Annotated in this window: 16 protein-coding genes; 8 read left to right on the forward strand and 8 right to left on the reverse strand. The window is 41.5% G+C overall.

Features of this window, described 5'->3' with window-relative positions; translation table 11 throughout:
- Both HW120_RS09505 and HW120_RS09510 read right to left on the reverse strand, forming a co-directional pair.
- Positions 1-3,345, reverse strand: coding sequence for a hypothetical protein (locus tag HW120_RS09505; RefSeq protein WP_177733531.1), 3,345 nt, complete (start codon positions 3,343-3,345; stop codon positions 1-3).
- An 8-nt stretch (positions 3,346-3,353) separates the two neighbouring features.
- Positions 3,354-4,958 carry a T9SS type A sorting domain-containing protein gene (locus tag HW120_RS09510; protein WP_177733533.1) on the reverse strand — a complete coding sequence of 535 codons (1,605 nt, stop codon included), beginning with the start codon at positions 4,956-4,958 and terminating at the stop codon, positions 3,354-3,356.
- Positions 4,959-5,386: 428 nt separating this feature from the next.
- Here HW120_RS09510 and HW120_RS09515 point away from each other — a divergent pair, with 428 nt between their 5' ends.
- Entirely contained in the window at positions 5,387-6,268 is an 882-nt protein-coding gene (locus HW120_RS09515; protein ID WP_177733535.1) for an SdiA-regulated/phytase-like domain-containing protein, read from the forward strand.
- Here HW120_RS09515 and HW120_RS09520 read toward each other — a convergent pair.
- On the reverse strand, positions 6,251-9,973 hold the full coding sequence (locus HW120_RS09520; protein WP_177733537.1) for a metallophosphoesterase: 3,723 nt from the start codon (positions 9,971-9,973) through the stop codon (positions 6,251-6,253). The two genes, HW120_RS09515 and HW120_RS09520, sit on opposite strands and share 18 nt — an antisense overlap.
- Before the next feature lie 25 nt (positions 9,974-9,998).
- Here HW120_RS09520 and HW120_RS09525 point away from each other — a divergent pair, with 25 nt between their 5' ends.
- Complete coding sequence (locus tag HW120_RS09525) at positions 9,999-11,186, forward strand: Pycsar system effector family protein (RefSeq protein ID WP_177733539.1); 1,188 nt, start codon at positions 9,999-10,001, stop codon at positions 11,184-11,186.
- 1 nt (position 11,187) lies between these two features.
- Here HW120_RS09525 and HW120_RS09530 read toward each other — a convergent pair whose 3' ends face one another.
- Positions 11,188-13,554, reverse strand: a complete 2,367-nt coding sequence (locus tag HW120_RS09530) for a GAF domain-containing protein (RefSeq protein ID WP_177733541.1) — start codon at positions 13,552-13,554, stop codon at positions 11,188-11,190.
- A gap of 294 nt (positions 13,555-13,848) precedes the next feature.
- On the opposite strand from HW120_RS09530, the gene HW120_RS09535 reads away from it, so the two are divergent.
- From HW120_RS09535 to HW120_RS09545, 3 genes are all read left to right on the forward strand, one after another.
- The gene (locus tag HW120_RS09535) at positions 13,849-14,166 is read left to right on the forward strand and encodes a hypothetical protein (RefSeq protein WP_177733543.1); all 318 of its coding nucleotides are present in this window, start codon (positions 13,849-13,851) and stop codon (positions 14,164-14,166) included.
- Positions 14,167-14,901: 735 nt separating this feature from the next.
- Positions 14,902-15,678: a sensor histidine kinase gene (locus tag HW120_RS09540; RefSeq protein ID WP_177733544.1), complete on the forward strand. Its 777-nt coding sequence runs from the start codon at positions 14,902-14,904 to the stop codon at positions 15,676-15,678.
- Positions 15,666-16,334 (forward strand): response regulator transcription factor, encoded by a 669-nt coding sequence (locus HW120_RS09545; protein WP_177733546.1) that lies wholly within the window; start codon positions 15,666-15,668, stop codon positions 16,332-16,334. The genes HW120_RS09540 and HW120_RS09545 overlap by 13 nt, the downstream gene beginning before the upstream one ends.
- Before the next feature lie 449 nt (positions 16,335-16,783).
- Here HW120_RS09545 and HW120_RS09550 read toward each other — a convergent pair whose 3' ends face one another.
- Together HW120_RS09550 and HW120_RS09555 are read right to left on the reverse strand one after the other, a co-directional pair.
- Positions 16,784-18,043, reverse strand: a complete 1,260-nt coding sequence (locus HW120_RS09550) for a DEAD/DEAH box helicase (protein ID WP_177733549.1) — start codon at positions 18,041-18,043, stop codon at positions 16,784-16,786.
- A gap of 61 nt (positions 18,044-18,104) precedes the next feature.
- Positions 18,105-19,139: a formimidoylglutamase gene (locus HW120_RS09555; protein WP_177733551.1), complete on the reverse strand. Its 1,035-nt coding sequence runs from the start codon at positions 19,137-19,139 to the stop codon at positions 18,105-18,107.
- A 101-nt stretch (positions 19,140-19,240) separates the two neighbouring features.
- Here HW120_RS09555 and HW120_RS09560 point away from each other — a divergent pair, with 101 nt between their 5' ends.
- Positions 19,241-20,116: a GAS domain-containing protein gene (locus tag HW120_RS09560; RefSeq protein ID WP_177733552.1), complete on the forward strand. Its 876-nt coding sequence runs from the start codon at positions 19,241-19,243 to the stop codon at positions 20,114-20,116.
- Positions 20,117-20,167: 51 nt separating this feature from the next.
- Here the strand turns inward: HW120_RS09560 and hutI are convergent, their stop codons facing one another.
- The gene (gene hutI / locus HW120_RS09565; RefSeq protein WP_177733554.1) at positions 20,168-21,406 is read right to left on the reverse strand and encodes an imidazolonepropionase; all 1,239 of its coding nucleotides are present in this window, start codon (positions 21,404-21,406) and stop codon (positions 20,168-20,170) included.
- A 158-nt stretch (positions 21,407-21,564) separates the two neighbouring features.
- Here hutI and corA point away from each other — a divergent pair, with 158 nt between their 5' ends.
- Positions 21,565-22,647 carry a magnesium/cobalt transporter CorA gene (gene corA / locus HW120_RS09570; RefSeq protein ID WP_177733556.1) on the forward strand — a complete coding sequence of 361 codons (1,083 nt, stop codon included), beginning with the start codon at positions 21,565-21,567 and terminating at the stop codon, positions 22,645-22,647.
- A gap of 20 nt (positions 22,648-22,667) precedes the next feature.
- Positions 22,668-23,363 carry a DUF1003 domain-containing protein gene (locus HW120_RS09575; protein WP_177733558.1) on the forward strand — a complete coding sequence of 232 codons (696 nt, stop codon included), beginning with the start codon at positions 22,668-22,670 and terminating at the stop codon, positions 23,361-23,363.
- Between the two features lie 3 nt (positions 23,364-23,366).
- Here HW120_RS09575 and HW120_RS09580 read toward each other — a convergent pair whose 3' ends face one another.
- A complete protein-coding gene (locus HW120_RS09580; RefSeq protein WP_177733560.1) occupies positions 23,367-23,930 on the reverse strand; it encodes a pentapeptide repeat-containing protein in 564 nt (187 codons plus the stop codon).
- Positions 23,931-23,953 lie beyond the last annotated feature (23 nt).

Raw genomic sequence — 23,953 nt, forward strand, 5'->3', positions numbered from 1 at the left:
TTAATTGGTTACATAATTGGTATCATACTCTTCTATAACATTGCCGTCGTGATCCTTGATGCGTTTCAGGCGTAGCAGGGCATCATATTCGTAAGTCGTTTTACGGCAGTTATTATTGATGGACTGTGTGACCAGATGCGTAACCGGGTCATACTGGTACCAGGAAATCACCGATTCCGGATAGGTTTGATGCAGCGTGCAGGGAGCCGCCGGATCCGGTTCCGGAAACGTACCGCCGCCGCCGGATGACGGAGCAATATAGTTTTCAATCTTGATCATAACCTGATCCAGCTGATTGTAGGTATATTTGGTTTTCGGTCCGTTTACCATAGCCGCAAGGGTCATGTTGGCATGCGTATCATATTCTTCGATAACCACACGATCCACCAGCGCTTCGCTTCCTTTTGATGCCTGGATAATCTCCGGCAGGATCAGGTTCGGGTTGTTGTTCCAGCTTTTAAACAGCGTGCGTTGGGTTCCCATTAAAACAGGAAGGGCATTGTTGTCGGCATAGCGGAAGGTTTTTACCTGTACCGGCGTACTCACTTTATTCAGTGCTACCAATTTATTGCAGGCACTGATCTGTGCTGCCGTTAATCCGGTTAACAGGTTCGGCTGGTCGGCATAAACATTGCGTACTTCTGTAAACACCGTATCGTCACTGGTAGCTGTTTTTACGGCCAGTGGTAATCCCGGCAGCAAACTGTACTGGTATTCCTGTGTGGAAGCCACAGTTTTATAATTGGCTTCGTTAACGCCTCCGGTAGTAATCGGAATTGGTTCAATAAAGTTTTTACTTTCTTTTTTAATCAATTCCGCTTTTCGGGAATACAGGTTGTAAATACCGATATCCAGGTTCTGAACGGTTTTCAGGCGGTTCTCACAAACGGCAAAAGCCAGTCCGCCGGTCGTACCACCATAAGTATACACATTGTCATAACGATAGGTAAACGACTGTTCATTGGTTTTATACAAAACGTCTTTGCGCTTTATCAGCTCCGCTTCTCCTAACAGCGTTCCGTTGTATACCGATTCCAGGTTTCCTTTATAAGTACTTCTTTCCTGCTGGAAAGGACTGTTATAGAAAGGATTGATATCCTGCTGGCTGCTCATGTCCTGGTTGTGGAAGTGTTTTTCTTTTCCGCCCAGTTCAAAATTATCGCCTCCGTAACTGATGGTTACATATTCATATTTCTGGTCAAATACATCCAGATTGGGCATGCTGGATGCAAAAGTGCTGAAGTTTACTTCTTTAGGAAATAATATTGCTCCGGTACCGCTGCAACATTTCAGGACAACGTGATTGGTAACCGCATCCAGGTAATTGGTTTTAAACGGAATCAGCTCAAAAATATCTTTAGACAGGTCCTTTGCCGGCATATAATAAAAACGTTTTACAAATGCATTTTGCGCAGCTGCCGTATAATCAACAGCACGTTTTACACGTATGCCGCCATCTTCGATCTGTTTGAAATTGGAAGTATAGCTAAAAGCTGCCGAGGCATCAAACTTTACCAGCGACACATAGGTGTTATACAGTTCCAGCTTGTACACATGGCCTTTAAGGATCGGGAATGTTAATGAGGTACTGTAACTAAAATTACCGGTTCCTATTTCCTGGCTGCCGTCGGGCATGACAACAAATTTCGTTTCGGAAGTATTGGTGGTATTGTCGGTCAGTTTTATATAGGTACGGTCGGTATGTCCCATCTGGGCATTGGCCGTCAGCGTAATGTCCACTTTGATCTGTTCGTCTATAAAAGCGCCGGAAAATCCGAAGGAACCGTCGGGATTAACAATTGAATTTCCTAAGATACTGTTCGAAGCCGTTGTTTTGGATTTGGGCGTACGTCCCGGATCATTCCGCCAGATATTCATCGAAATGATTTGCTTTTCGTATTCCTTGGCATATCGGGGCTCATATTCAAACTCCGTATAACCGCCGGTAGGGTAGGTGATTTTTTTCAGCGATCCTTTCTGGGCATAGCCAAAAGAAGAATTCCTGTCGGCTAAAGCCGAAGAATAATACTTCCAGTTATCATCATTGTTTTTAGGCAGTACCATCGTGTTGGAATTTACCCCGTTGTAATAACCGGCTAAATCCTGAGCATAGCTCAAACGATCCGGAAGTGCTGTCGGGTCATTGTATTCCAGTGTGTACTGTTCGTATTTTCTTCCGGTACCGTAGTTCTTGTCCTTGTTAAATTCTACTTTGGTCAGGAAAAAACGATGGGAAGTAGTAGGCGCTTTCGGGAAAAGGTACGTCAGGTTTACTTTATGTAACAGGGTAGTTCCTTCTTTTACCTCTATACTGTTCAGGATGTTGGCATAGTGTCCGGTTGAGCCGTTTGCAACATTAAAAACGACTTCGGTATAGTTGTTTCCGGCCCGTATTTTCGAAAGGGTTTTTCCGTTAAAAACCGTATTTTGCGTAATCCCGGCTACCAGCGAAGTATTTACTGCCGGTGCGGTACAGCCCAGGGCATCTTCTTCGTAGGTGATCTTACTCACGGTTTCGGTACGGGACAACGTCACCGTTTTTCCTGTTACGCTCGTGGTATAGTCAAAATAAACCACACCATTGTCCGGATGGACAATCTGGGTAAGATAGAAGCCTGTTGGGGCATTCGGATTTTCTTTATGGGTTCCGGTAAAAGAATTTTCGGTAGCACCATCGCCGCCAAAATAGTATTTCACCCCATCGGCAGTTGTAATGCAAAAAGCGGCATGGTTACGGAAACGGGTTTTTAAATCGGCTTCCGGCCCAACGATTTCTACTTTGATATTGCTGTCCAGTTTGGAAACACGCGGTATAAAGTTTTCATCCAGATAGAACGATCCGGAATAACCGGGAAAGGAAAAATTAAACATATCCGGTTTAAAATCCCATTCTTTACGAAACTCAAAACACATTTTGTTTAAGGTTTCGGTATCGGCACTTCCATATACGATATTCATGGATTGTATCATTGCAGCCGATAAACGCCCCTGTATGGTTTCTTTTTCATCCGGGGCATCGTTAATGGTACGGGTAATCACCCCGCCGGCACTTAAGGTCCAGTTAATCCCGGTCCAGGTTGCTGTCTGGTTCACTTTAACACCAGCCCCTGAATAATTCAGGCTGACCGGTACACTTATTTTTCCGGATTTTAAGGTGTATAAAGGAATATTGGCACTAACCATCCCGGTAAATTCATTGATCGGAATGTCGCCGTATTTGGTCAGCGCATAGGCTTCCGGTGATGGAAGCGTAATTTCCGGAACCTGTGGTTTTCCGGAACCATCCTGTGCCGCAACAGCTGCTGAAAGCATCAGGAATAATAAGGAGAATACTATATTTTTCATGGTAATGACTAATTTTTAACAGGGTTAATCCCTTTAATAACCTTAACAGAATCCGTTTGCAGATTGGTACGGATCTCTACGATATAAATCCCTTCGGGATAATGACTCAGATCCACTGGAACAGTCCGGCTATCAATGCTGAATTGTTGAAGCTGTCTCCCGGACAGGTCAAATACCGAAGCAGTACCGCTTTGAAATTCATAGCCCACTACGATATTGGTAAAGTTTTGTGCCGGATTCGGTAAGGCTTCAATAGCTGATTTCTCCACTTCTTTTTTATAGCGGTCTTTGAGTTTTACCACCCAGAAATCATTCCCGCCATGTCCGCTGCTTTTGTCGCGGGACGGTTTGCCTTTGGAGGTTCCGGCCAGCAGGTAACCGCCATCGCGGGTTTCAATCAGTCCGTTCAGGATATCTTCGCCATCACTGCCCACGGTTTTGCTCCAGATTTCTTCGCCTTTGGCATTGATCTTTACCGCTATATAATCGTTGATGTCTTTTTTGTCTTTCTTTCCGTCCGATACTTCTGTCCGGGCATAACCGCCAAGGAGCAGCGTACCGTCTTCATTTTCCACTATCGAGGTCAGCAAATCTACCGCTCCGTAGTTGTAGGTTTCCTGCCAGAGTGTTTGTCCGTTGTCATCCAGACGGACGATCCAGAAATCGGTACCTTTGGTATTCGCCCGGCTCTTGTCGTTTGAAGGATTGGAATTGGAACTACCACCCAGTACGTAGCCGCCGTTTCGGCTTTGTATCAGCGCACTCAGGTTGTCATCGCCATCACCGCCCAGGGTGCGCTGCCATTCGATGGCACCGGCTTTGTCGGTTTTGATGATCCAGTAATCCCCGGTACCGAGGTTGTCGCTCTGCTTGTCGCCCGAAGCCGGAGAATTGGAATAGCCGCCCAGGATATAGCCGCCGTCTTTGGTTTGTTCCACCGTTTTCAGCTGATCCATATAACGGCCGCCGTAGGTTTTCTGCCATTCGATCGTTCCGGAAGCATTCAGCTTTACAATCCAGTAGTCTAAGTTACCCTGATTAGCTTCGGTTTTGTCACCGGATTTTCCTGAGGAAGAAGATCCGCCAACGATATACCCGCCGTCCTTAGTGGGGCTGATGCAGGCCAGCTGTTCCTGACTGCCGCCGCCAATGGTGCGCTGCCATTGCTCATTGCCTTTGGCATCGAGCTTAATGATCCAGTAGTCGTCCTGACCGCGGGAATCTTCTTTTTTATCGCCGCCTTTCGGAGAGTTAGACACACCGGCCAGGATAAAACCGCCATCGGCTGTGATCCGGGCACTTTGCAGAAAATCGAGTCCGCTGCCGCCAAAGCTTTTTTGCCAGTCGGGACTGCCGTGTTCGTCCATTTTCCAGAGCCAGTAATCGAAATTGCCACCGGATGGTGTTTGCTTGTTTCCGTTCTTGTCGGAAAGAGAGCTTCCTGCCAGTAAGAAACCATAGTCGGGTGTGGGCACAACATGGGCTAAAAACTCGGCATGTTTGCCGCCATACGATTTTTCCCAGATGAGGTCCTGGGACTGAACCGTATAGGCACAAAGAAGCAGGGGCAGCAGCGCATACAGCCTGCTACCGGTTAAGTAATTTTTTGTCATAAAATATTCAATTATAGTTAGTTATAATCTCATTCGCAAAGTAAAAAGAATATTTTAAACACCGGGAATGTTTTTCATAAAAAAACAGAATAGTGTTTACTTTTACGATTAATACATTAAAAACCGATTTTAACTATTTATAGTTGAGTGTTTTTTAAGATTTACTTTTGAAAGTTGTGAGTAATCTGATTTTTATTATTGTTTATTTAATAAGTAAATCGCTATAATTAAGGTGTTTAGCTTTTTTATTGGTTTTTTTAGCGCTGCTTTTGTCGCAAAAAAATGGCATACCGCCATTTTACTTTTAAAAGTTCACGATAAAGACGGTTTGTTTCTATAAGCGTAAGCAAACCTGTTAAAAAGGGTTTTTTATAGTATCTTTGATATACCATAGCCGTTTAATAACGATTAACCGTAGTAGTATAGCCATGAAAACGATAAAAATCTCCTTTTTTATTTTAAGTCTGTCGGTTCTTTTTTGTTGTAATGACCGGAAAGAATTACCCGTTTTGTTCCCATTGCCTAAAAAATTAAAAGAAGTTTCAGGAATCACCACATCCGATTCCGGGAAGCACCTGTGGGTTATAGAGGACAGCGGCAATAAAAATGAATTGTACCGACTGGATCCGGAAGGGAAGGTCGATCATACGCTGGTTGTGCAGAATGTTAAAAATACCGACTGGGAAGATTTAACGACCGACGCGGACGGAAATATGTATATTGGTGATTTTGGAAACAACGATAATATCCGCCAGGATCTGGCAATTTTTAAGGTCAATGCCGGCGATTTAGCGAATACTGCTGTCAATGCCTCTGAGCAGGTCTTTTTTTTCTATCCGGAACAAAAAGAATTTCCGCCTAAAAAAACGGAACGGTTTTATGACGTGGAAGGCTTCTTTATTTTTAAGGATAATTTCTACCTGTTTACCAAAAACAGGAGCAAAGGATTTGACGGGACAACCTTTTTATACCGCGTACCGAACAAACCGGGGAAACATGCCGCAAAACGCTTGGGAACTTTTAAGACCTGTGATATTTTTAACCATTGTGCGATAACCAGTGCGGCAATCAGCCCGGATGGTAAAAAAGTAACCTTGCTGAGTCATACAAAAGTATGGCTGTTTGAAAATTTTAAAGGTGATGCCTTTTTTAATGGAACAATGACCCGTTTGGAGTTGAATCATATGTCACAAAAAGAAGCCATCACCTTTAAGGATGATCATACGCTTTTAATAGCGGACGAAAGAGTAAAGAAAAACGGAGGGAATGTTTATGAGGTTTCGTTAGCGTCCTTAAAAACCAAACCCTAAACCAAACGCAATCCGGCCGTCTTCATTACTTCTGAAATAGGTTACCCGGGCGGTAATCACGTTTAATCCGTTAATCCAGATACCGCCACCGTAGGAATTGTGCCATTTGTCCGAATTTTGTCCGTCCAGCCAGACACGGCCGTAGTCAAAACCGCCAATGATACCATAGGTCATCGGGATAATGCTTTTTCGGATTTTACCCACGCTCAGGCGCAAATCGGAACTTTGGTAAAAAGCCTGTTTCCCTAAGAAACGTTCGTTCCGGAATCCTCTGATGTCATGGTCGCCGCCAATGGTTGCTCCCTGGTAAAATTCATAATTGCCATTCAGCAGGAACTTTCCTTTCAGGATAGTTGCCAGCACCAGCTTGCCTTTGGTATCGATTTTATGGTTAAAATTGATCTTGCTTTCAATAGAAGGGAAGTTCCGGTTCGTTTCGGAAAGGTTCATCTTCCAGCTTCCCAAAACAGAGAATCCCATTCCCATTGTCGGGTTCGAAGGATTGTCGTAATTCTCAAAACTATAGCTAACGTTCAGGCCGCCAAACTGCAGGTTTTCGAATACTTTCGGATTAATAACACCCGGAATATTAATGTAACGGTTTTGAGTATCTTCCACCTCAATGTTTTCAAAAGTCGCTTCAATCTTAATATCGCTGCCGTTTCTGCCTATTTTTCGCAATGCCGGTGCCGCTTTATAGGACTGGATACGCACACGGTTGTAATCCATTCCCAATGCCTCATCGTTATTAACCGTTTCGTTACCGTAACCAAAATGGTTGATCGCAAAATTCGGGCTCGTAAAACGGGCTTCCAGTTCAAACTGCCAGTCCCGGATAACTTTGGTTACCACCGCATTATATGTTAGCTCAAAACCGTGTGTGGCAAAGTAATAATTCGCTTTAAAACCGTGCATACTCGAAAACGGAGCCCTGTTGAATCCGTTAACGGTATAGGAACCCACCATGCCTAATTTAAGCCCGTCATCGGGGTTGTAGCCAATTGTAGGCAGGCTGTTGAAAGCACTGTATTTCGGTTTTTTGTAATCGTAGGTATTGATCTCGTAATCATCCGTTAGAAACTTTCGGGTCTTTTTGTCTACCGTATAAGTGTTTTCTTTTGATTTGAAATCGTAAACAATAACCTTTTTACCGTTTTCAATCTGGTAGGTATCGTGATTCTGACCGCCCAACAAACGAAGCTTAATCGCTGATTTACCGCTGCCTTTCACCTCGAAAATATCGTCGTCGTCCAGACCGTAAACCCATATCTCTTTGGTTTCGTCCGGAGTGTAGGTTTTGGTGTTTGTCACTTCTTCGCCGTCTTTCTTCATGCGCGACGTGATGATGGTTATCTCACCGTCTTTGCTCCTGTCAATAAGGAATTTGTCTTTTTTATCGGTACCCACTACCAGAACGGTTTTGTGCAGTACTTTGTAATATTCGGAGGCATATTTTTCCAGATGTGTCCGTCTTACTTTTAATTTTTGCTTGATCTCGTCAATCGCGGCATCCTGAACTTCCTGCGGCAAATTGGAAAAAGCGGTATCGATATCCTGATCCGTTAAATGCGCACTGATGTAACGCGCCTGTTCGATCCAGTCCTTTTCGGTGGCATTAACCACAAAGGCAAGATCCATCGGGTAAGGTTCCATGTTGAACCATTTGACGCTTCTGATGTCTTCGCTGTAACCCTGCATGTGGCGTAAAGCCGGAATGCGCATTAAAGGCGATAGCACCGCACCGTCATATTTGCCGAATGCCTGGTCGCGGTCACGCGGGATCGGGCGGTAAACAACCGAATTACCTTCCTTGTTTTCGGCCCATCGCCACTGGTCGCTGTGGCGGTCCCAGTCGCCAATAAGCATATCAAACAAACGGGCTTTTATATATTCCTTTTCGTTGATTTTATATTTCTCGTCTTTTTTCAGATTCTTTAAAACATCATCGGTGCTCACAATAGCATCCGATTTTCCGAAGCTTTCCAGATCCGTATGTCCGTCGCTCGGACGTTCTTCCACCATATAGAGCTCATCTCCAAAATTGTCGTTGAAACGGCCCAGGCTTTGTTGTTTCGGTATATAAAACAGCTTCGGATTGGTATAGCTGACGCCGACAGGTCTGGCAAGATTGCCCACCATAAACGGAATATAAGGATGTGAAGAGGTATAGAAATCCAGTAAAAACGTTTCGGCAAAAGTATCTTCAAAATCATTCTGAACGAACTGGTCCTTAAAAGCGACTGCCTGTAAAAAACGGGAAGCACTCTTTTTTAAGGCTCGCATTACAAATTCTTTTCCGTCCTTATCTTTTAAACGCAATGATTTCGACTGGTGTCCGCCGCCGGCTCTCACCGGGGTTAATCCGCCATATAAAGTATCCAGGGTAGCATTGCTGGCAGTGATCGGAAGGCTGTAATATTCACGGTAGTGTTTTCCCCATAAAAAGCTGTAAAACCCGCTTTTTGACGTCATTTTTTCAGAATAGATGGCTGCTTTTGTAAACGGAGGAAAGGTTGCCGGATAGGCAGCTGTTTTCGCTTCCGGTTTTGGGGTAATGATATTTTGCTGGTATAAAACCGTATTCTGTTTGTCGAAGAAAGTCAGCACCGCACTTCCGTTTTTATGAAAATCCAGTTTGGCAAAACCGTTGCCGCCATAAGAGAAATCATTCGGGAAAATGGCACGTGCCGCTTCATTTTTAGAACCGGCACCACTGATGATCTGTTTGATATTGTCATTTTCAATATACTGCAGGTTGTGGTCGTGTCCGGAAACGACCAGTACATTGTCCTGTCCCTGAATTAACGCTTTGATCCGTTTGGTTAAGGCGGTATATTGCTTGTTTTGAATGTCCTGCGGACTGATTCCGGAAGTTTTCCGGATCAGGTTAATCAGCGAACCAACAAAAGGAAGCGGGATGTCTTTTTCAAGCGGATAGAGTTCTTTTCGCAAGGAAAACTGACCGCCATGGGAACCGTTGCTCATTAACGGATGGTGGATGGCCAGTACTACCGTTTTATCCTGGTGCTTGTTTAAAAGGCTTTCCAGTTCTTCAAAAAAATCCTCACGGGTTTTAATGTTGCAGTTGTCGTTAATGGTCGGGTGCTCGTCCCAGTTTTCCAGATACCATTCGCTGTCAACCGCAATTACCGTAATCAGGTCGTTGATTTTCAGGTTGTCAATCGGGCAGCCTTTTCGGGGAAGAAAGCCTTTTTTGTCGTTAAGGTAGTCGGCAACATATTTTTCCTGTCTTTCCAGTCCTTTTACACCGCTGTACCAATCGTGGTTTCCGGGAATAAAAACCGTTTTTCCGGCAAAGCTTCCGGAAAGTTTCAGCTGGTTGTCCAGTTTCAGTTTTGCCAGTTCCTGCGCCGCCGCATCCTGAGAATCGGGGAATCCGTACGGATAAATATTGTCGCCTAAAAAGAGTAGGGTAGTATTTTTATCGGCTTTTTGCAGCTGCCCGTTTAAAGAAAGGAGTGTTTGTTTTCCGCTTTCTTCATCGGCATTTCCGGCATCGCCCACCAGAAAAAGGGTATGGGCAATGTCCCCGGTTTCCGTTGTTTCGGGACGAACCGGATGGGCAATGTTTTTACCGGTTTGAATTGTGTGAGTAGCGCATGACTGAAATAATAATAGGAGCAGGATATACTTAACTAACGTATTATTTCGTTTCTTATAAATGCTTAACCAAAACAATTTCATAATTTAGAGGTGTAAAAATTAGCTTATGAATATTACAGAACAGGCGGAAAATTTTGTTTTCGCCCTACTCAAAGATAAACTTTCTATTTCATATACTTACCATAATTTTAATCATACATTACGGGTGGTAGCTGCTGCAAAGCAATTAATTGATAATGAAAAAGTTGACGCCGGTACAGCGGAGCAAATAATCATAGCCGCATGGTTTCACGATACAGGCTATGTGAAGGGATGTAATGAACATGAAGAATGCGGAACCGGCATTGCCGGGAAATTTCTGAAAGAACAGGGTAAGGACGATGCTTATATTGAAGCGGTAAAAGCGATTATCCGGGTTACCAAAATAGATAATGAACCGGAAAATCTGGTACAGAAAATCATTAAAGATGCCGATTATTATCATTTTGCGGCCGACAATTATCTGGAATTGAGCGATTTGCTTCGGGAAGAATGGAAACTGACCGAAAACAGGGTTTTTACCGATCTGGAATGGGCGATGGGAAACCGGAAAATGATGGTGCAGAGCCATCGTTATTATACGGATTATGCAAAAGAACACTGGCAGCCTAAAAAGGAAAGCAACATTATTGCCTGTCAGCGGATCATTCAGAAACTGACCGAAGAAAAAGCGGATTCCAAATCCAGCATCAAGAAAAAAAAGCTGGAAAAACTGGAACGGCCGGAACGCGGTATCGATACAATGTTTCGCGTAACACTGAACAATCACACCCGCCTTAGCGATATTGCCGACAGTAAAGCGAATATACTGCTATCGGTAAATGCAATCATTATCTCGGTTGCTCTTTCCACTCTGGTGCCCAAACTGGACAGCCCGAGCAATGCGCATTTGATCATACCAACGTTTACGATGATCGTGTTCAGCGTACTGTCGATCATTTTTGCCATTTTGTCCACACGTCCCAAAGTGACCAGCGGGACTTTTACCCGTAAGGATATTGAAGATAAAAAAGTGAACTTACTGTTTTTCGGGAATTTTTATAAAATGCCGATTGACGAATATATCTGGGCCATGAATGTCATGATGAAAGACCGGGATTATTTGTACAATTCGATGATAAAAGACTTGTATTACCTGGGATTGGTACTGGATAGAAAATACAAATTACTGCGTATTACCTATACCATTTTCATGATCGGAATTATTTTCTCGGTAATCGTGTTTGTTCTTGCTTTCCGTTCGCTTGGCGTCTGAATTATTTAAGTTCGTCCAGTAATTCCTGATAGCTATACGTTTTTGGAGTGCCTTTATACGGCTTGTTGTTCACTTTAACACGCAGTGCCTTTAAACCGGATACTCCCTGCAGGCTTTCCACATCGAAACTTTCTACGGTTTCTTCCAGAATACCTTTAAACTGAAGGAACTGAATGTATTTTTTATATTCGGTTTCTTCATAAAGATGGGAATATACGATCGTTATTTTGCCCTGTTCCGTAATGCGTTCCGTTTTTCCTTTAATATTCGCTTTGTCGATCCGTTTTTTAACCACTTCATAGCGGGCATTGTAAGTGCCGTCTATATCAAAACGCTTTTCGTCCATACGGAAACGAATGGAAATAGGGGAGCTGAAAACTAAAATTAACGAAGTTACTTCCAGCTGAAACGGCAGTGACAGCTTGAGGTGATCGTGTTCCATTTCCATTTCGCATAAGGCCTGTAATTGCCATAGGCGCAGGTTTTGGAGAAACATCAGGTCAAAGTTTAACTGCGGCGCAATACTGGCACCAATATACAGGTTGTGTTCTACACCATCTGTTTTAAAACGTTCGTAATAGTGCGGGAAAATAGCCTGCGCTTCAATTTGTTTGGCATCCAGTATGGAAGCCATTTTTTTATTGGTCAGCGACAGGGCCAGGTCGAATTTTTTACGGGCTTCATAAAACGTTCCGGTTTTCGGATCCAGTTTTTCAAAATAGCTGTCGATACTCTGAGTTTCGGTATTGTTGGCTCTGGCATTTTTCAGGATCGGATGGATTTCGTTCTGGATATAGCTCTGGATCTGCTGTTCCGTATCGGCTTTTAGCGAAATTGCCAATTCCTGCAATAAGGTTTCCATTTCAAATTTCCGTTGTTCCAGTATCATTAAATTGATATTGGACTTCATCATTTCAAAAATGTTTAAAATCGTTTCGAGCTGATTTCTCAGATCTTCCTGTACGGTTTTGTTACGGGCATCGGAAGAGCCTTTAATGTCGATCTGGCCGTAAAGCGGATAGACATTTTTAAAAACGATTTCCTTAAAGATATATTCTTTCTGCTGACTGTTGTCGATCAGGTAATTTTCGGCTTCTTTTTTGAATTTCCAGTATACGCTCGGGTGGATGGCGGTATATTCTTTTTGAATAACTGCTTCAATATGGTTTTGCCATTCCGAATTATAGCGGTCCAGTGTGTCAATAATATACGGCATGATCAGTTCCAGCTTGTTTGCATTTAAACTGTTCAGCTTGCCCGGAATTGAGGACGCCAGTTCGATAATTCCTAAAATCCGGTCATCTTTTACCACCGGTGCCAGGATACAGCTTTGGATATTTTGTGCCAGTAAATGATTGCCCAGTGTTTTGTCTTTGGCCGCGGCTACAAATTTGGAAACGTTGGATATCGTGAAGTATTTCTTTTCACTGATTAAGGTTTCAAACGAGCATTCGCAAAGCGCGTTCTGGCAATCATAATCCAGTTTGTCGGAAAGGATCAGGCTGTTGAGCTTCTTGGTGGGAACCTGCTCAAATTTTTGTTCCTCACTGTTAAACGGGGTAAAACCGATTCTTAAATCGGCGATTTTATAAATCGAGCGAAAGATGGTTTCAATGCTGTTGTCGTGATTCAGGTTGCTTTTGTCCGGTCGTAACAGATTGCTTTTTAAGTTGGAAACCGAATTTTCAATAGTGGCATCAAACAGGATGACTATCCCGAAGCCTTTTAATATCCAGCTTTCCTGCGGGAATTTTTCTTTCCAGAGTTCAAAATTGTCAAAATTGTCAATAAGCTGGTCAATGTCTTCTTCCGATAGTTTTACCGATTTTTCAGTAGGAATGATTTCCATAAAATCGGCATTATACATAATGCGGTAATGTCTGATAATTCCGTTTTTATCCGGAATGTCATAAAAAAGCGGGCGGCTAAAGTCGAAATCCCGGCCATAAAAGGAGTTCAGGATCAAACAGCAGTTCATGACATAAAACTGATGCTGATCAAAATCACGAATGGTCATGTCAAAGTCTTTACCGGCTTCGCTGAGTATTTTTTTAAAACGTTCGGTATAATTGAAAGTGATATTCTGGAAAGGAATGGTTACCGCTTTAATTTCATTGTTGGTTAAAGCAGTGGGGAACAAATCGGCCAGTAAATTGTGAATCAGCTTCTCCTGTTTTTCAATCTGCCGGTAGGTTGTGATGCCTTCCCGTAATTCCGGAAGCTTATCGGCTTCTTTTAATAAGGCCTTTGCATAATTTGAACGGTAATCAGCCTCATCCGACTGTGCAATATTTTCCAGTGTTTCCAGTACTTTGTGAAAGGAAACCTTGATTTTAAAGGGGCTGTCGGGGAATTGGTTCAAATTCATCTTCATTTCATTTGTGACTGTAAAAATACTAATAAATATGGAATTAATCCGGCTTCCTGCTTTTGAATTTGCAAGGTGTAATCAGGTAAAAATACCGGTATTTTCTTAAGGATAAATACGTACTATTGCCTTTCTTTTCTACATCTTCGTTGCCTTGTTTTCTGCCTCTTTTGCGGAAAACAGGGTCGGCAACCTGTGCGAATGCGTATTTATACGTAATAAATTACGTATTTAATGGTATTTTCAGTGATAGCTACTCTCCCTAATTTCGCTTCAAATTTTAATATTATAAACATGGAATTTAGTAAAAATTCAGGCGAAGAGATTAGTTTAGGTTTAGGAGTAACGTATGTAAAGGCTTTCCGTGCAAATAACCCGAAAGGAGTAAAAGCTTTTGCTGTAGGCGCTACTCACTTGCAGGCTATACTTGATCAGGAAGGGTGTGAAGGGATTCGGATCTATAACGGATTTAATGAAGAAGAAAACAGTCCGAATATAGTAGTGGTAGGTGTCGATTGTGAAGGAAGAGACATGGTACAGGGAAAACTACTGGACAGAGGAATCAAATGCCCGGATATGTGCGATATCATGAGTCCGCTTTTCCAGGATTAATGAGCATTATTTGCTAAAAATGAAATTTAAACCTGTTGGTGAAATCAACAGGTTTAAGTTTTTATATATTTGCGTAATTTTCAGACCCCCAATACAGTACAATTTGAGACCAGTATATTTAATAGCGCTGATATCACTCTTTATAGGATTTATTCCTATTGTTTTGTTTTTGATACGGAAACGGAAAAAGAGGCTGTCGATACAAACCTTATACCTGGAGCCTTATGTTTGGCTCATTCTGATATCCAGTGTATACGAACTCATTTGTACACTTATCTTTAAACTCAATTCCGATGTCTGGTTCCGGACGTACCTGTTGCTTGAGTTTATGGCGTTGTTTTATTTCTTCTTCAACGTTTTTAAAAACCGTTACCGCTTTTTATTTTACTTTTTCGGTGCCGTTTTCCTGCTAACCTTTATCGGATTGCTCTATGTTTGGAACGATTGGAATAATTTAAAGACAGATTCCTATTTATCGCTCATTGAAGCCATTTTTGTCTATACTTTTGTTATTCTGTGGTTTAAAGATGTCTTCTTAAACCTGACCGAACAGTACTTGTGGAATTTTCCACTTTTTTACTTTATATCTGGCTTTATATTCTATTTTTCCGGTACCTTATTTCTATTTTTGATGGGTGATTTAATCTATGAAAGTCCTGAAGTAATTTTCGAGGATTTTTGGGTGTTTAATATCATTTTGAACATTATCAAAAATATATTTTTAATGATAGGGATATGGAAGGAGCAGAAGAAATAAGAATCGTTTTCTGGTTGGGAACATTGGGAATGCTGTTTCTGGCTTTTGGATTGTTATCACTGGTATTGTATTACCAGAATCATTTCTCCAAGATGAAGCGGAAAGAGACAGAGCTTTTGCTTAAAACCTCACTGGAAACCGAAAAGAACGAAAGAAGGCGAATTGCGGCCGACCTGCACGACAGTGTTTCCGGCGATCTGAATTCTATTCGTAATTATTTGACCATATTAAAAAAGAAAGATACCAGTGCCGAGAATCATGAGATTTTTGATGAAATCAGGATGGGTGTGGAGATGGCTTTGGAAAATACCCGTAAGGTGTCGTATAATCTGATGCCGCCGTTATTGGAAACATTTGGTCTGGTTACGGCTTTAAAAGATTATCTGGACGGACTGTCCAGGAAAACGGAAATTGCTTTCAGGGTAGAAAGCGAAACGGAAGAAGTTACCTTGTCTGCCGCTGTGGCGTATGAGTTATTCCGTATCGTTCAGGAGCTTACCACGAACATGATTAAATACGGAGCAGTATCGGAAGCGACAGTAATACTTGGTTTTACCGATACAAATTTTAAAATTATGATCGTGGATAACGGGATTCCGTTTAACTTTGCCGGGCTTTTGGCAACTTCAAAAGGAACCGGAGTAAAAAATATCAACTCAAGGCTCAAAATTATAGGAGCGGAGTTTGTACAGGATACTGTCGAAAAAGGAAATAGTTTCACCATTTTATTAAAGAAAGAAAAGTGCTTAGAGTAGGAATAGTTGACGATCACAAACTTTTTAGAAAGAGTCTTGCTCTTTTAATCGGTTCGTTTAAAAACACCAAGGTTGTTCTGGAAGCCCAAAACGGGAATGATTTGCTGGAACAGCTGCAAAACAATCCTATTGATTTGCTGTTACTGGATATTCAGATGCCGGAAATGGACGGCTTTGAAACGTGTGAGTATGTACGGACACATTATCCGGACATGAAAGTACTGATCGTTTCCCAGCTAACGACTAAAGAGAGTATCCATAAAGTAATGGAACTGGGTGCGCACGGTTTCTTTACCAAAAATTCCGATCCGGAGCAATTGGAGAATGCCATTAAAAGCATTCATGAAAAGGAATTTTATTTCGGGCAGGAACTGGGCGTGGTTTTAAGAGAAGCGATCCTTTGGGAAAAGAATAACAAACTAAAGGTGGCGGCATCGTCGATTTCTATTTCCGACAGGGAAATGGATGTTATCCGCATGGCCTGCAAAGAGCTGAGCAGTATTGAAATTGCCGACCAGCTGCACATCAATGTCCGGACCGTGGAAACGCACCGTAAGCGTATCATGGAAAAAACAAATTCAAAAAACTTCATCGGCGTTATTTTATTCGCCTTACGCCATCAGTTACTTTCCATAGAAGAGCTGAATCAGCCGTAGTTTTTTACGGCAAATACCTTCGCATCCGGCTGTATTCCTCGAAAAGAAGTGTTTTTCGGGATGAAAAAGCAGTATTTCTACGTATTGTTTGTTGCACTTAAATTTATGAATTTTGCCCTAATAGAGTTTTTCATTTAGTAAGTTTAAAAAGACCATATTAAACCTTATTGATTTATTAACTGTGTGTTCCTAAACTTTTTAAGTTGATAGCAAAATATGGTCTTCTTTACACATCGAAAAGGTGTATTTTAGTTAGTGAAGTTCTTTTAATTTTGGGTTAAAATGCTGGGCGGAGAACTGTTCAGCATTTTATTTTTTTATGATTTCCGAAAAATATTGTTTAATATACAATAAGTTTTTATTTGCATATCTTTAGTTTTTTTGAACAAAAGCAGCTCCCTGAGGAGCTGCTTTTATTTTTTATAAAGGGTTGTAAGTCTGTTGGAAACTTAGTACCAGCGTTTTTTGTTTTTCTTGGATTCCGGTGATTTTCTTGATTTGGAACCCGCATTTTTATTCTTGTTTCTAAGATCCGGTTTTGCCGTTTTGGCAGCCGCTGCAGTTTCTTCTTCTTTCCATGGATAAGGCTGATCGGTAACCACTTTGATTTTCTGACGGGTTAATTTTTCAATATCCTGCCAGTAGGTTTTTTCGTCTTTACTGCAAAATGAAATGGCAAGTCCGGAATTTCCGGCACGTCCGGTACGACCGATGCGGTGTACGTAGGTTTCCGGAATGTTGGGTAAATCAAAGTTGATCACATATGGCAATTGCTCGATATCGATACCCCGGGCAGCAATATCGGTGGCCACCAATACGGATACCTCCTTGTTTTTAAAATTATCCAGCGCACGCTGTCTTGCCGTTTGCGACTTATCGCCGTGGATAGCCTCGGCATTGATCCCATTTTTCTTTAAAGCTTTTACAACATTGTCAGCACCGTGTTTGGTACGGGTAAATACCAGTACATTGGAAAGTTTATCGTTGCGGATAATGTGGTATAATAATTTGCGTTTGTCTTCTTTTTCTACCAGATATACTTTTTGCTGTACTGTTTCGGCTGTACTGGAAACAGGAGCTACAGAAACATATTTTGGCTGTGTCAGGAATGTATCGGCCAATTCCCGGATAGCGATAGGCATCGTTGCGGAAAACAGCAGTGTCTGGCGGTTACTGGGCGTCAGTTTGATGATCTTTTTAACATCGTTAATGAATCCCATATCCAGCATCTGGTCGGCTTCATCCAGTACCAGGTGGTGCAGGTGGTTCAAATCGATAAAACCCTGCTTGTGAAGGTCTAATAAACGTCCCGGTGTGGCAACCAGTACATCCACTCCTTTTTTTAGCTGATCGACCTGCGGTACCTGGTTGACACCGCCAAAAATCACTAAAGTCCGGATGTTGGTATATTTACCATAGGTATTGAAACTTTCTCCGATTTGAATGGCCAGTTCCCGCGTTGGGGTAACTATTAAGGTACGAATGTGCTTTACTTTTTTTGAAGAGCCCACAATGCGGTGCAGTAAATTCAGGATAGGAATTGCAAAAGCGGCCGTTTTTCCGGTTCCGGTTTGTGCACATCCTACTAAATCTGTTCCTTCTAAAATAATCGGAATTGCCTGTTCCTGAATGGGAGTAGGGCTTTCATATCCTTCTTCTGTTAAAGCTTGTTGTATATTACGAAGTAAATCTAAGTCTTGAAATTGCATAAAAAAACGATAACTTTTAGTTGTTATCGTTTACAAAAGTAGTTTAAAATATTGAGTTTGTTTATATGTTCAGTTTTGCCTTCATAAAGTCGGTTACCAGATAGGCGATCAATTTGCCCACCAGGTGGTTGTTTTTTTCATTGTCCAGGTCGGGTGCTCCTTCACAAATGTGCAGGTAAGAGGCATTAAGGCTTTGCCCGAAATAATGGATAAACTGGCGCAGCTGTTCGGCAGAGAAACCGCTTAAAGTCATGGCACTGCTGGCAATTCCGGGAATGGCATCCAGATCGATCTCAATCCCGAAAGGTTCGGAAGCGATATGTTTTTTAGCCATTTCCATTTCGGCTTCAAAACCTTTTTCTTTGCGAACGGCGATTTGCTCGTAAGTGTTGTATTTAATTTTTTCGGTAACCTTTTTAATGGCATCCAGTACGCTTTTGGGCGTATAGCTTTCGTGCAGTCCGAAAATAAAGTATTTTTTCAGGAAGCCTTCTTCAAAGGCATACGAAAAGCCATTGCCGCTGTGACGTCCTTCCAGCGCACGGAAATCGGTATGGGCATCAAAATTAATAGCATTAACCGGTTTGCCTTTTGCAAGGGCGAGTCCTTTAATATTGCCGTAAGCATTATTGTGACCGCCGCCAATAACAATAGGTGTTTTTCCGGCTTTGATGATCTGGCAGACGATGTGGGAAACTTCCTTGTCTATTTTTTCGACAAGTTTAAAAAAGTTCTTACGGTCTTCTTTTGAATGGATGTCCAGTTTGGTGACTTCTTCCATTTCGGCGGAAACATCAATTTTACCTAAAATTAACAATTGACTTCCTTTGCAAAAACGGTTGTTCTGGATGTTTACAATGCTTTTTAAAGTGCTTTCCCAGGCCGAAGCAGTTCCGGGACGACCCAAATTGGCACGTACTCCGATATCTTCCGGAATTCCCAGTAAAACAAATTCGGCATCACTGGATTGTACGAATTCCAGTGTATCCATCTCTTTAGGAACGGTTTGAATACGTTCGCCAAATTTTATTTCACCACTGCGATGATTGGTTATTTTAGTTAAATCGTTTAATGTAAAACGGATAAGTTTTTCCATATAAAAAATGTTGCTTCCAAAAATACTATTTTCTATAAAACTTTCGTTAATAACTTAAAGTAATAATTTTATATACATATATTTGAAAAAAAAATGTGACTATGGAAAATCAAAAAAGTAATTCGAGTTTAAAGGCTATTATTGTTGTTTTATCACTGCTGTTAATAGGAAGTTTGGCTTATATGTACAAGATGAGTACTGATAATCAGACTTCTGAGAATAAGATCATGAGTGAGAAAGATAAGCTTAATGAAGAGCTTCAAGCTTCAATTGCAAAATATGATGCCGCTATTGCAGATAACACTTCTCTGTCTACAGAGTTGACTGCAGAAAGAGATAAATTGGTCCAATTGCAAAAAGAGCTTGAAAAATCGAAAGGTGATGCCGCTTCACTGGCTAAATTTAAAAATGATTATCTGCGTTTAAAACGTGAAATGGATAATTTAATGAAGGAGAATGATGTGCTTAAAAAGCAAAATGCAACCTTAACAACACAACGTGACAGTACTCAGGTGGTTTTAAACAATGCCAGAGTAGTAAACGATACTTTAACATCACAAAACGACCAGTTGGCAAAAACCGTTGAAAAAGGGTCTAAACTAACAGTCCTTAATTTACAGACAACAGCTGTGAAACAAAGAAGCTCCGGAAAACAGATTGATACGGATAAAGCAAGAAGAGCAGATGTGTTGAAAGTGAGCTTTACGATCGCTGAAAACCAGATTGCAAAATCGGGAGATAAAACCTATTATATCCAGATTATCGATAGCAAAAACAATGTTTTAGGTGAAAAACGTATTGAGAACTTTGGGGATAAAACCTTAACGTACAGTTTTACTAAAACCGTTAAATATGAAAACAAAACCGTTCAGGTTACTCAGGATCTACCGGTAGAGAATATTGAAGGCGGTACTTTCTTTGTGAATATTTTCGACAAAGCAGAATTAGTATCTAAAACGAGTTTCACTTTACGATAAGCGGAACTACAGCAAAATAAAAAAAGCGGAACTTTTAAAGTTCCGCTTTTTTTATGCGATTATTTTTCCGTCAATAATAACCTGTTTAATCAGGTCCGTACCAAAAGCATACGGCAGCTGATAATAGGAAGTGATCGGTTTGGTAATAATGATATTTGCTTTTTTGCCTTTTGTAATACTGCCGTGAGTATCGGAAAGCCCCATGGCATAGGCGCCATTCAGCGTAGCGGCATTAATGGCTTCTTCCGGGGTCATTTTCATTTTAATGCAGGCGGTGGCGACCACAAAATTCATATTTCCGGAAGGGGTGGTTCCCGGATTAAAATCGGAAGCCAGAGCTAAAGGCAATCCGGCAGCAATCATTTTTCGCGCCGGAGTATATGGTATGCTGATAAAATAAGAACAGCTTGGCAGTGCTACCGGCATGGTGATGCTGTCTTTTAAAACGGCAATGTCTTCGTCGGTCACAATTTCCAGGTGGTCAACAGAAAGGGCTCCGTGTTTTACACAGGCTTCAATTCCGTTAATTGCCGTAAACTGGTTGACATGGATTTTCGGGATCAATCCGTATTGTTTTCCGGCTTCGATGATCCGTTCTGTTTCCGCTACCGAAAAATAACCGGTTTCCAGAAAGGCATCGATATATTCGGCAAGGTTCTCTCTGGCGATAGCCGGAAGCATTTCGTTAACAATTAAATCAATATAGCCGGTATGGTTTTCTTTAAATTCAGCCGGAAAGGCGTGAGCGCCTAAAAAAGTAGCTTTAATCGCGATTGGATAGTTTTCGGATAGCTTTTTGATTACGCGAAGCATTTTTAATTCGGCTTCGACCGTTAGTCCGTAACCGGATTTGATTTCTACCGCACCGGTTCCCTGCAGCATTACTTCTTCCAGTCTTTTTCTGGACTGGTTATAGATTTCCTCTTCCGGTGTTTCCTGTAGTTTTTTAGCAGAATTTAAGATTCCGCCGCCGCGATTGGCGATTTCTTCATAACTAAGACCGTTAATGCGGTCTACAAATTCCTGTACCCTGTTGCCGGCATATACAATATGAGTATGGCTGTCGCACCAGGTTGGCAATACCACGCTTCCTTCGGCATCGATAACGTCATACCCGGATTCAGGAGGGCAGTGGTCCATACTTCCGAAATCGGAAATCAAATCGTTTTCAAGTACCAGATAGGCATGGTCAATTTTGGGAAGTGATGCCATTTCCGCTCCGGAAACCTTGCTTATTCCTGCGGGTCTTACCTGTAGTAATTCTTTTATGTTTTTAATCAGGATTTTCATGTTGTTGTCTTTTAAGCAGCTATAGTGTTTGCCGGTATTCGGAAATAACGGGCCGTTTTGAAAGGGCTGCTGCCGGCTGCTGTTTTGTGTTTAAATAATTTTTGTAAAAATAAACTGGAATTTTAAAAACTCCTATCTTTATATAAAATTATTATGCAGTGAGAAAAGTTAAGTATCGAAAAGTCCGGAAAGTCCAGCCTAATTACTATGAATATACAGGAATTCACACCGATGAGCCTGTGAAGATGCAATTGTTTGTTTATAATGAAAACCGGTTTGAGGAATATTCCAAAGTTGCAATAAACAAGATCGAAAAAGAGCTGAATGACCTGCTGCAGAAAGAGGATGTAAAATGGCTGAATATACACGGACTTCACGATGTGGAGCTGATAAAAAAGATTGGTGATCAGGTTGGGATCCAGAATTTTATTGTGGGCGATATTTTAAACACGCTTCGCCGTACAAAAGTTGAAGAACTGGACGATATGCTGTTTTTTAATATCAAATCGATTTTGCCGGGGGATGATCTGGATAACATACAGGTGGAACAGATCAGTTTTATCCTGAAGGAGAATTTGCTGGTTTCATTCCAGGAAAAAAGAAGTGACTTTTTTACCCATATCCGGGAAAGGATCCGGACCGGAACCGGGATAGTCCGCAAGAAAAAGAACGATTACCTGCTGTATTTAATGCTGGATGCCATTATTGAAAACTTTTATATCACGATTGAAAGTTATGAGGACAGGATTGAAGCGTTAATGATCGAATCCAAAATAAATTACCGCCAGGATGTACTGGTACGTATTGAAAAAAACCGGGAGAACCTTAATTTCCTGAAACGGTCCATTATTCCGCTCCGGGATGCTTTGTATAGCCTGAAAAGTTTTCAGGATGATGATGAGTACGACGGGATTGAACAGGCAAACTATACGTTTTTTGCCCGGCTGCATCAAAAGTGTCTGGAGCTTTTAGAGCAAATTGATTATGATACAAATTCACTGGACAGTGCCTCACATTTTTATTTTTCGGCTCAGGGGCAGCGAATGAACGAGATTATGAAAATACTGACCGTTGTTTCGGTTATTTTTATGCCTTTAACGTTTATCGTGGGGGTTTACGGGATGAATTTTGAATACATGCCGGAGTTAAAAATGGAGAACGGTTATTATGCGGTTTTAGGGTTAATGGGGATTTTAGCCATTTTGATGGTGACCTATTTTAAAAGAAAAAAATGGTTTTAAAAGCTTAGACAAACGTTACTATGAAAACATTTATCAGTGCTATTTCCGGAAAAGAGTTTCCGATACAGGAGAAAGTTTCCGGAAAAACAATCAGAGGATCCATAATGGCGTTTATCCTGAAAGAGAATCCCGAATTTTCCAACGATAAGTTTATGGCTATCGGGGAACTGAATTATTTCCGGGAGAAATACATTTCCGATTTTTTGTTAAGAGAAGTAGGAGAAATTTCAGAATTGGAACAAACAGTGCTGAATGCCCTTAAAGATAAAACCATCGTGAGCAGCAAGCTGGAAGAGGATGAGGCGCAGCATTATACGTTCGGACAGCGGGTTGCAGATAGGGTTGCGGAGTTTGGCGGAAGCTGGACATTTATCATTTCGTTTATGACCTTTTTAGTCCTTTGGATAGGGTTTAATGTCTTTATTTTAATGAATAAAGGATTTGATCCGTATCCGTTTATTCTGTTAAACCTGATTCTTTCCTGTATTGCGGCATTGCAGGCACCGGTAATTATGATGAGCCAGAACCGCCAGGAAGAGAAAGACAGGGAAAGAGCGAAGAATGATTATATGATCAACCTGAAATCGGAACTGGAAATCCGGATGCTGCACGAGAAAATCGACCACCTCATTTTACATCAGGAGCAATCCATGCTGGAAATTCAGCGGGTACAGATTGATATGATGAATGATATTATTAAAAGGGTAGGGAAATAACTGCTATTGTACTATAATTTTATGTTTATCCAGTAATCCCAAAACGGAAGGATAGGAGAATTTGGCCTTTATGATCCTGTTTACATTAGGATCAATGGAGTAGTTGGTAGCCGTTCGCAAATCGGCTTTTTCCAGTATGGTATTGTCAAAGATGGCTTTGTTGCAATTGCAGTTTTCAAGCGTGGCTCCTGTGAGATCGGTTTGGGTAAAATCGACATCTTCCAGGATACATTTTTTAAAAGCGGTATTTTTTAGTTTTAATTTATAGAAAGAGGCCAGTTTTAAATTGCAGTTTTGAAATTTCAATTGCAGTAAAAAAGGTTCCGAGTCGTTAAAGTTAACGCCCAGCAGTTTGCAGTCGGTAAAAGTAACGTCTTTAAAAGCGGTACCGTTAATTTTAGCCATGCTGAAATCGCAATCGGTAAATTCACAATCAATAAAAATCAGATTCGGAAGTGAAACGTTGGCGAAGCTGCAATTAATAAACCTGCAGTTGTCAAATTCTGCTTTTTCCAACGGATGGGAAGTGTAATCTATCTTTTCGAAAATCTGGTCTTCTATAATCATGATCGCGTGGTTTTATAGTATAA

Source organism: Flavobacterium inviolabile (assembly GCF_013389455.1).
Lineage (GTDB): Bacteria > Bacteroidota > Bacteroidia > Flavobacteriales > Flavobacteriaceae > Flavobacterium > Flavobacterium inviolabile.

What these genes read in the sequence shown, in the direction of transcription:
- HW120_RS09540 (WP_177733544.1), top strand. Translation starts at nt 14,902, where the DNA reads ATGGAAGGAGCAGAAGAAATAAGAATCGTTTTCTGGTTGGGAACATTG.
- HW120_RS09575 (WP_177733558.1), top strand. Translation starts at nt 22,668, where the DNA reads ATGAAAACATTTATCAGTGCTATTTCCGGAAAAGAGTTTCCGATACAG.
- HW120_RS09510 (WP_177733533.1), bottom strand. Translation starts at nt 4,958, where the DNA reads ATGACAAAAAATTACTTAACCGGTAGCAGGCTGTATGCGCTGCTGCCC.
- HW120_RS09525 (WP_177733539.1), top strand. Translation starts at nt 9,999, where the DNA reads ATGAATATTACAGAACAGGCGGAAAATTTTGTTTTCGCCCTACTCAAA.
- HW120_RS09560 (WP_177733552.1), top strand. Translation starts at nt 19,241, where the DNA reads ATGGAAAATCAAAAAAGTAATTCGAGTTTAAAGGCTATTATTGTTGTT.
- HW120_RS09535 (WP_177733543.1), top strand. Translation starts at nt 13,849, where the DNA reads ATGGAATTTAGTAAAAATTCAGGCGAAGAGATTAGTTTAGGTTTAGGA.
- HW120_RS09530 (WP_177733541.1), bottom strand. Translation starts at nt 13,554, where the DNA reads ATGAATTTGAACCAATTCCCCGACAGCCCCTTTAAAATCAAGGTTTCC.
- HW120_RS09555 (WP_177733551.1), bottom strand. Translation starts at nt 19,139, where the DNA reads ATGGAAAAACTTATCCGTTTTACATTAAACGATTTAACTAAAATAACC.
- HW120_RS09515 (WP_177733535.1), top strand. Translation starts at nt 5,387, where the DNA reads ATGAAAACGATAAAAATCTCCTTTTTTATTTTAAGTCTGTCGGTTCTT.
- hutI (WP_177733554.1), bottom strand. Translation starts at nt 21,406, where the DNA reads ATGAAAATCCTGATTAAAAACATAAAAGAATTACTACAGGTAAGACCC.
- HW120_RS09520 (WP_177733537.1), bottom strand. Translation starts at nt 9,973, where the DNA reads ATGAAATTGTTTTGGTTAAGCATTTATAAGAAACGAAATAATACGTTA.
- HW120_RS09550 (WP_177733549.1), bottom strand. Translation starts at nt 18,043, where the DNA reads ATGCAATTTCAAGACTTAGATTTACTTCGTAATATACAACAAGCTTTA.
- HW120_RS09580 (WP_177733560.1), bottom strand. Translation starts at nt 23,930, where the DNA reads ATGATTATAGAAGACCAGATTTTCGAAAAGATAGATTACACTTCCCAT.
- HW120_RS09505 (WP_177733531.1), bottom strand. Translation starts at nt 3,345, where the DNA reads ATGAAAAATATAGTATTCTCCTTATTATTCCTGATGCTTTCAGCAGCT.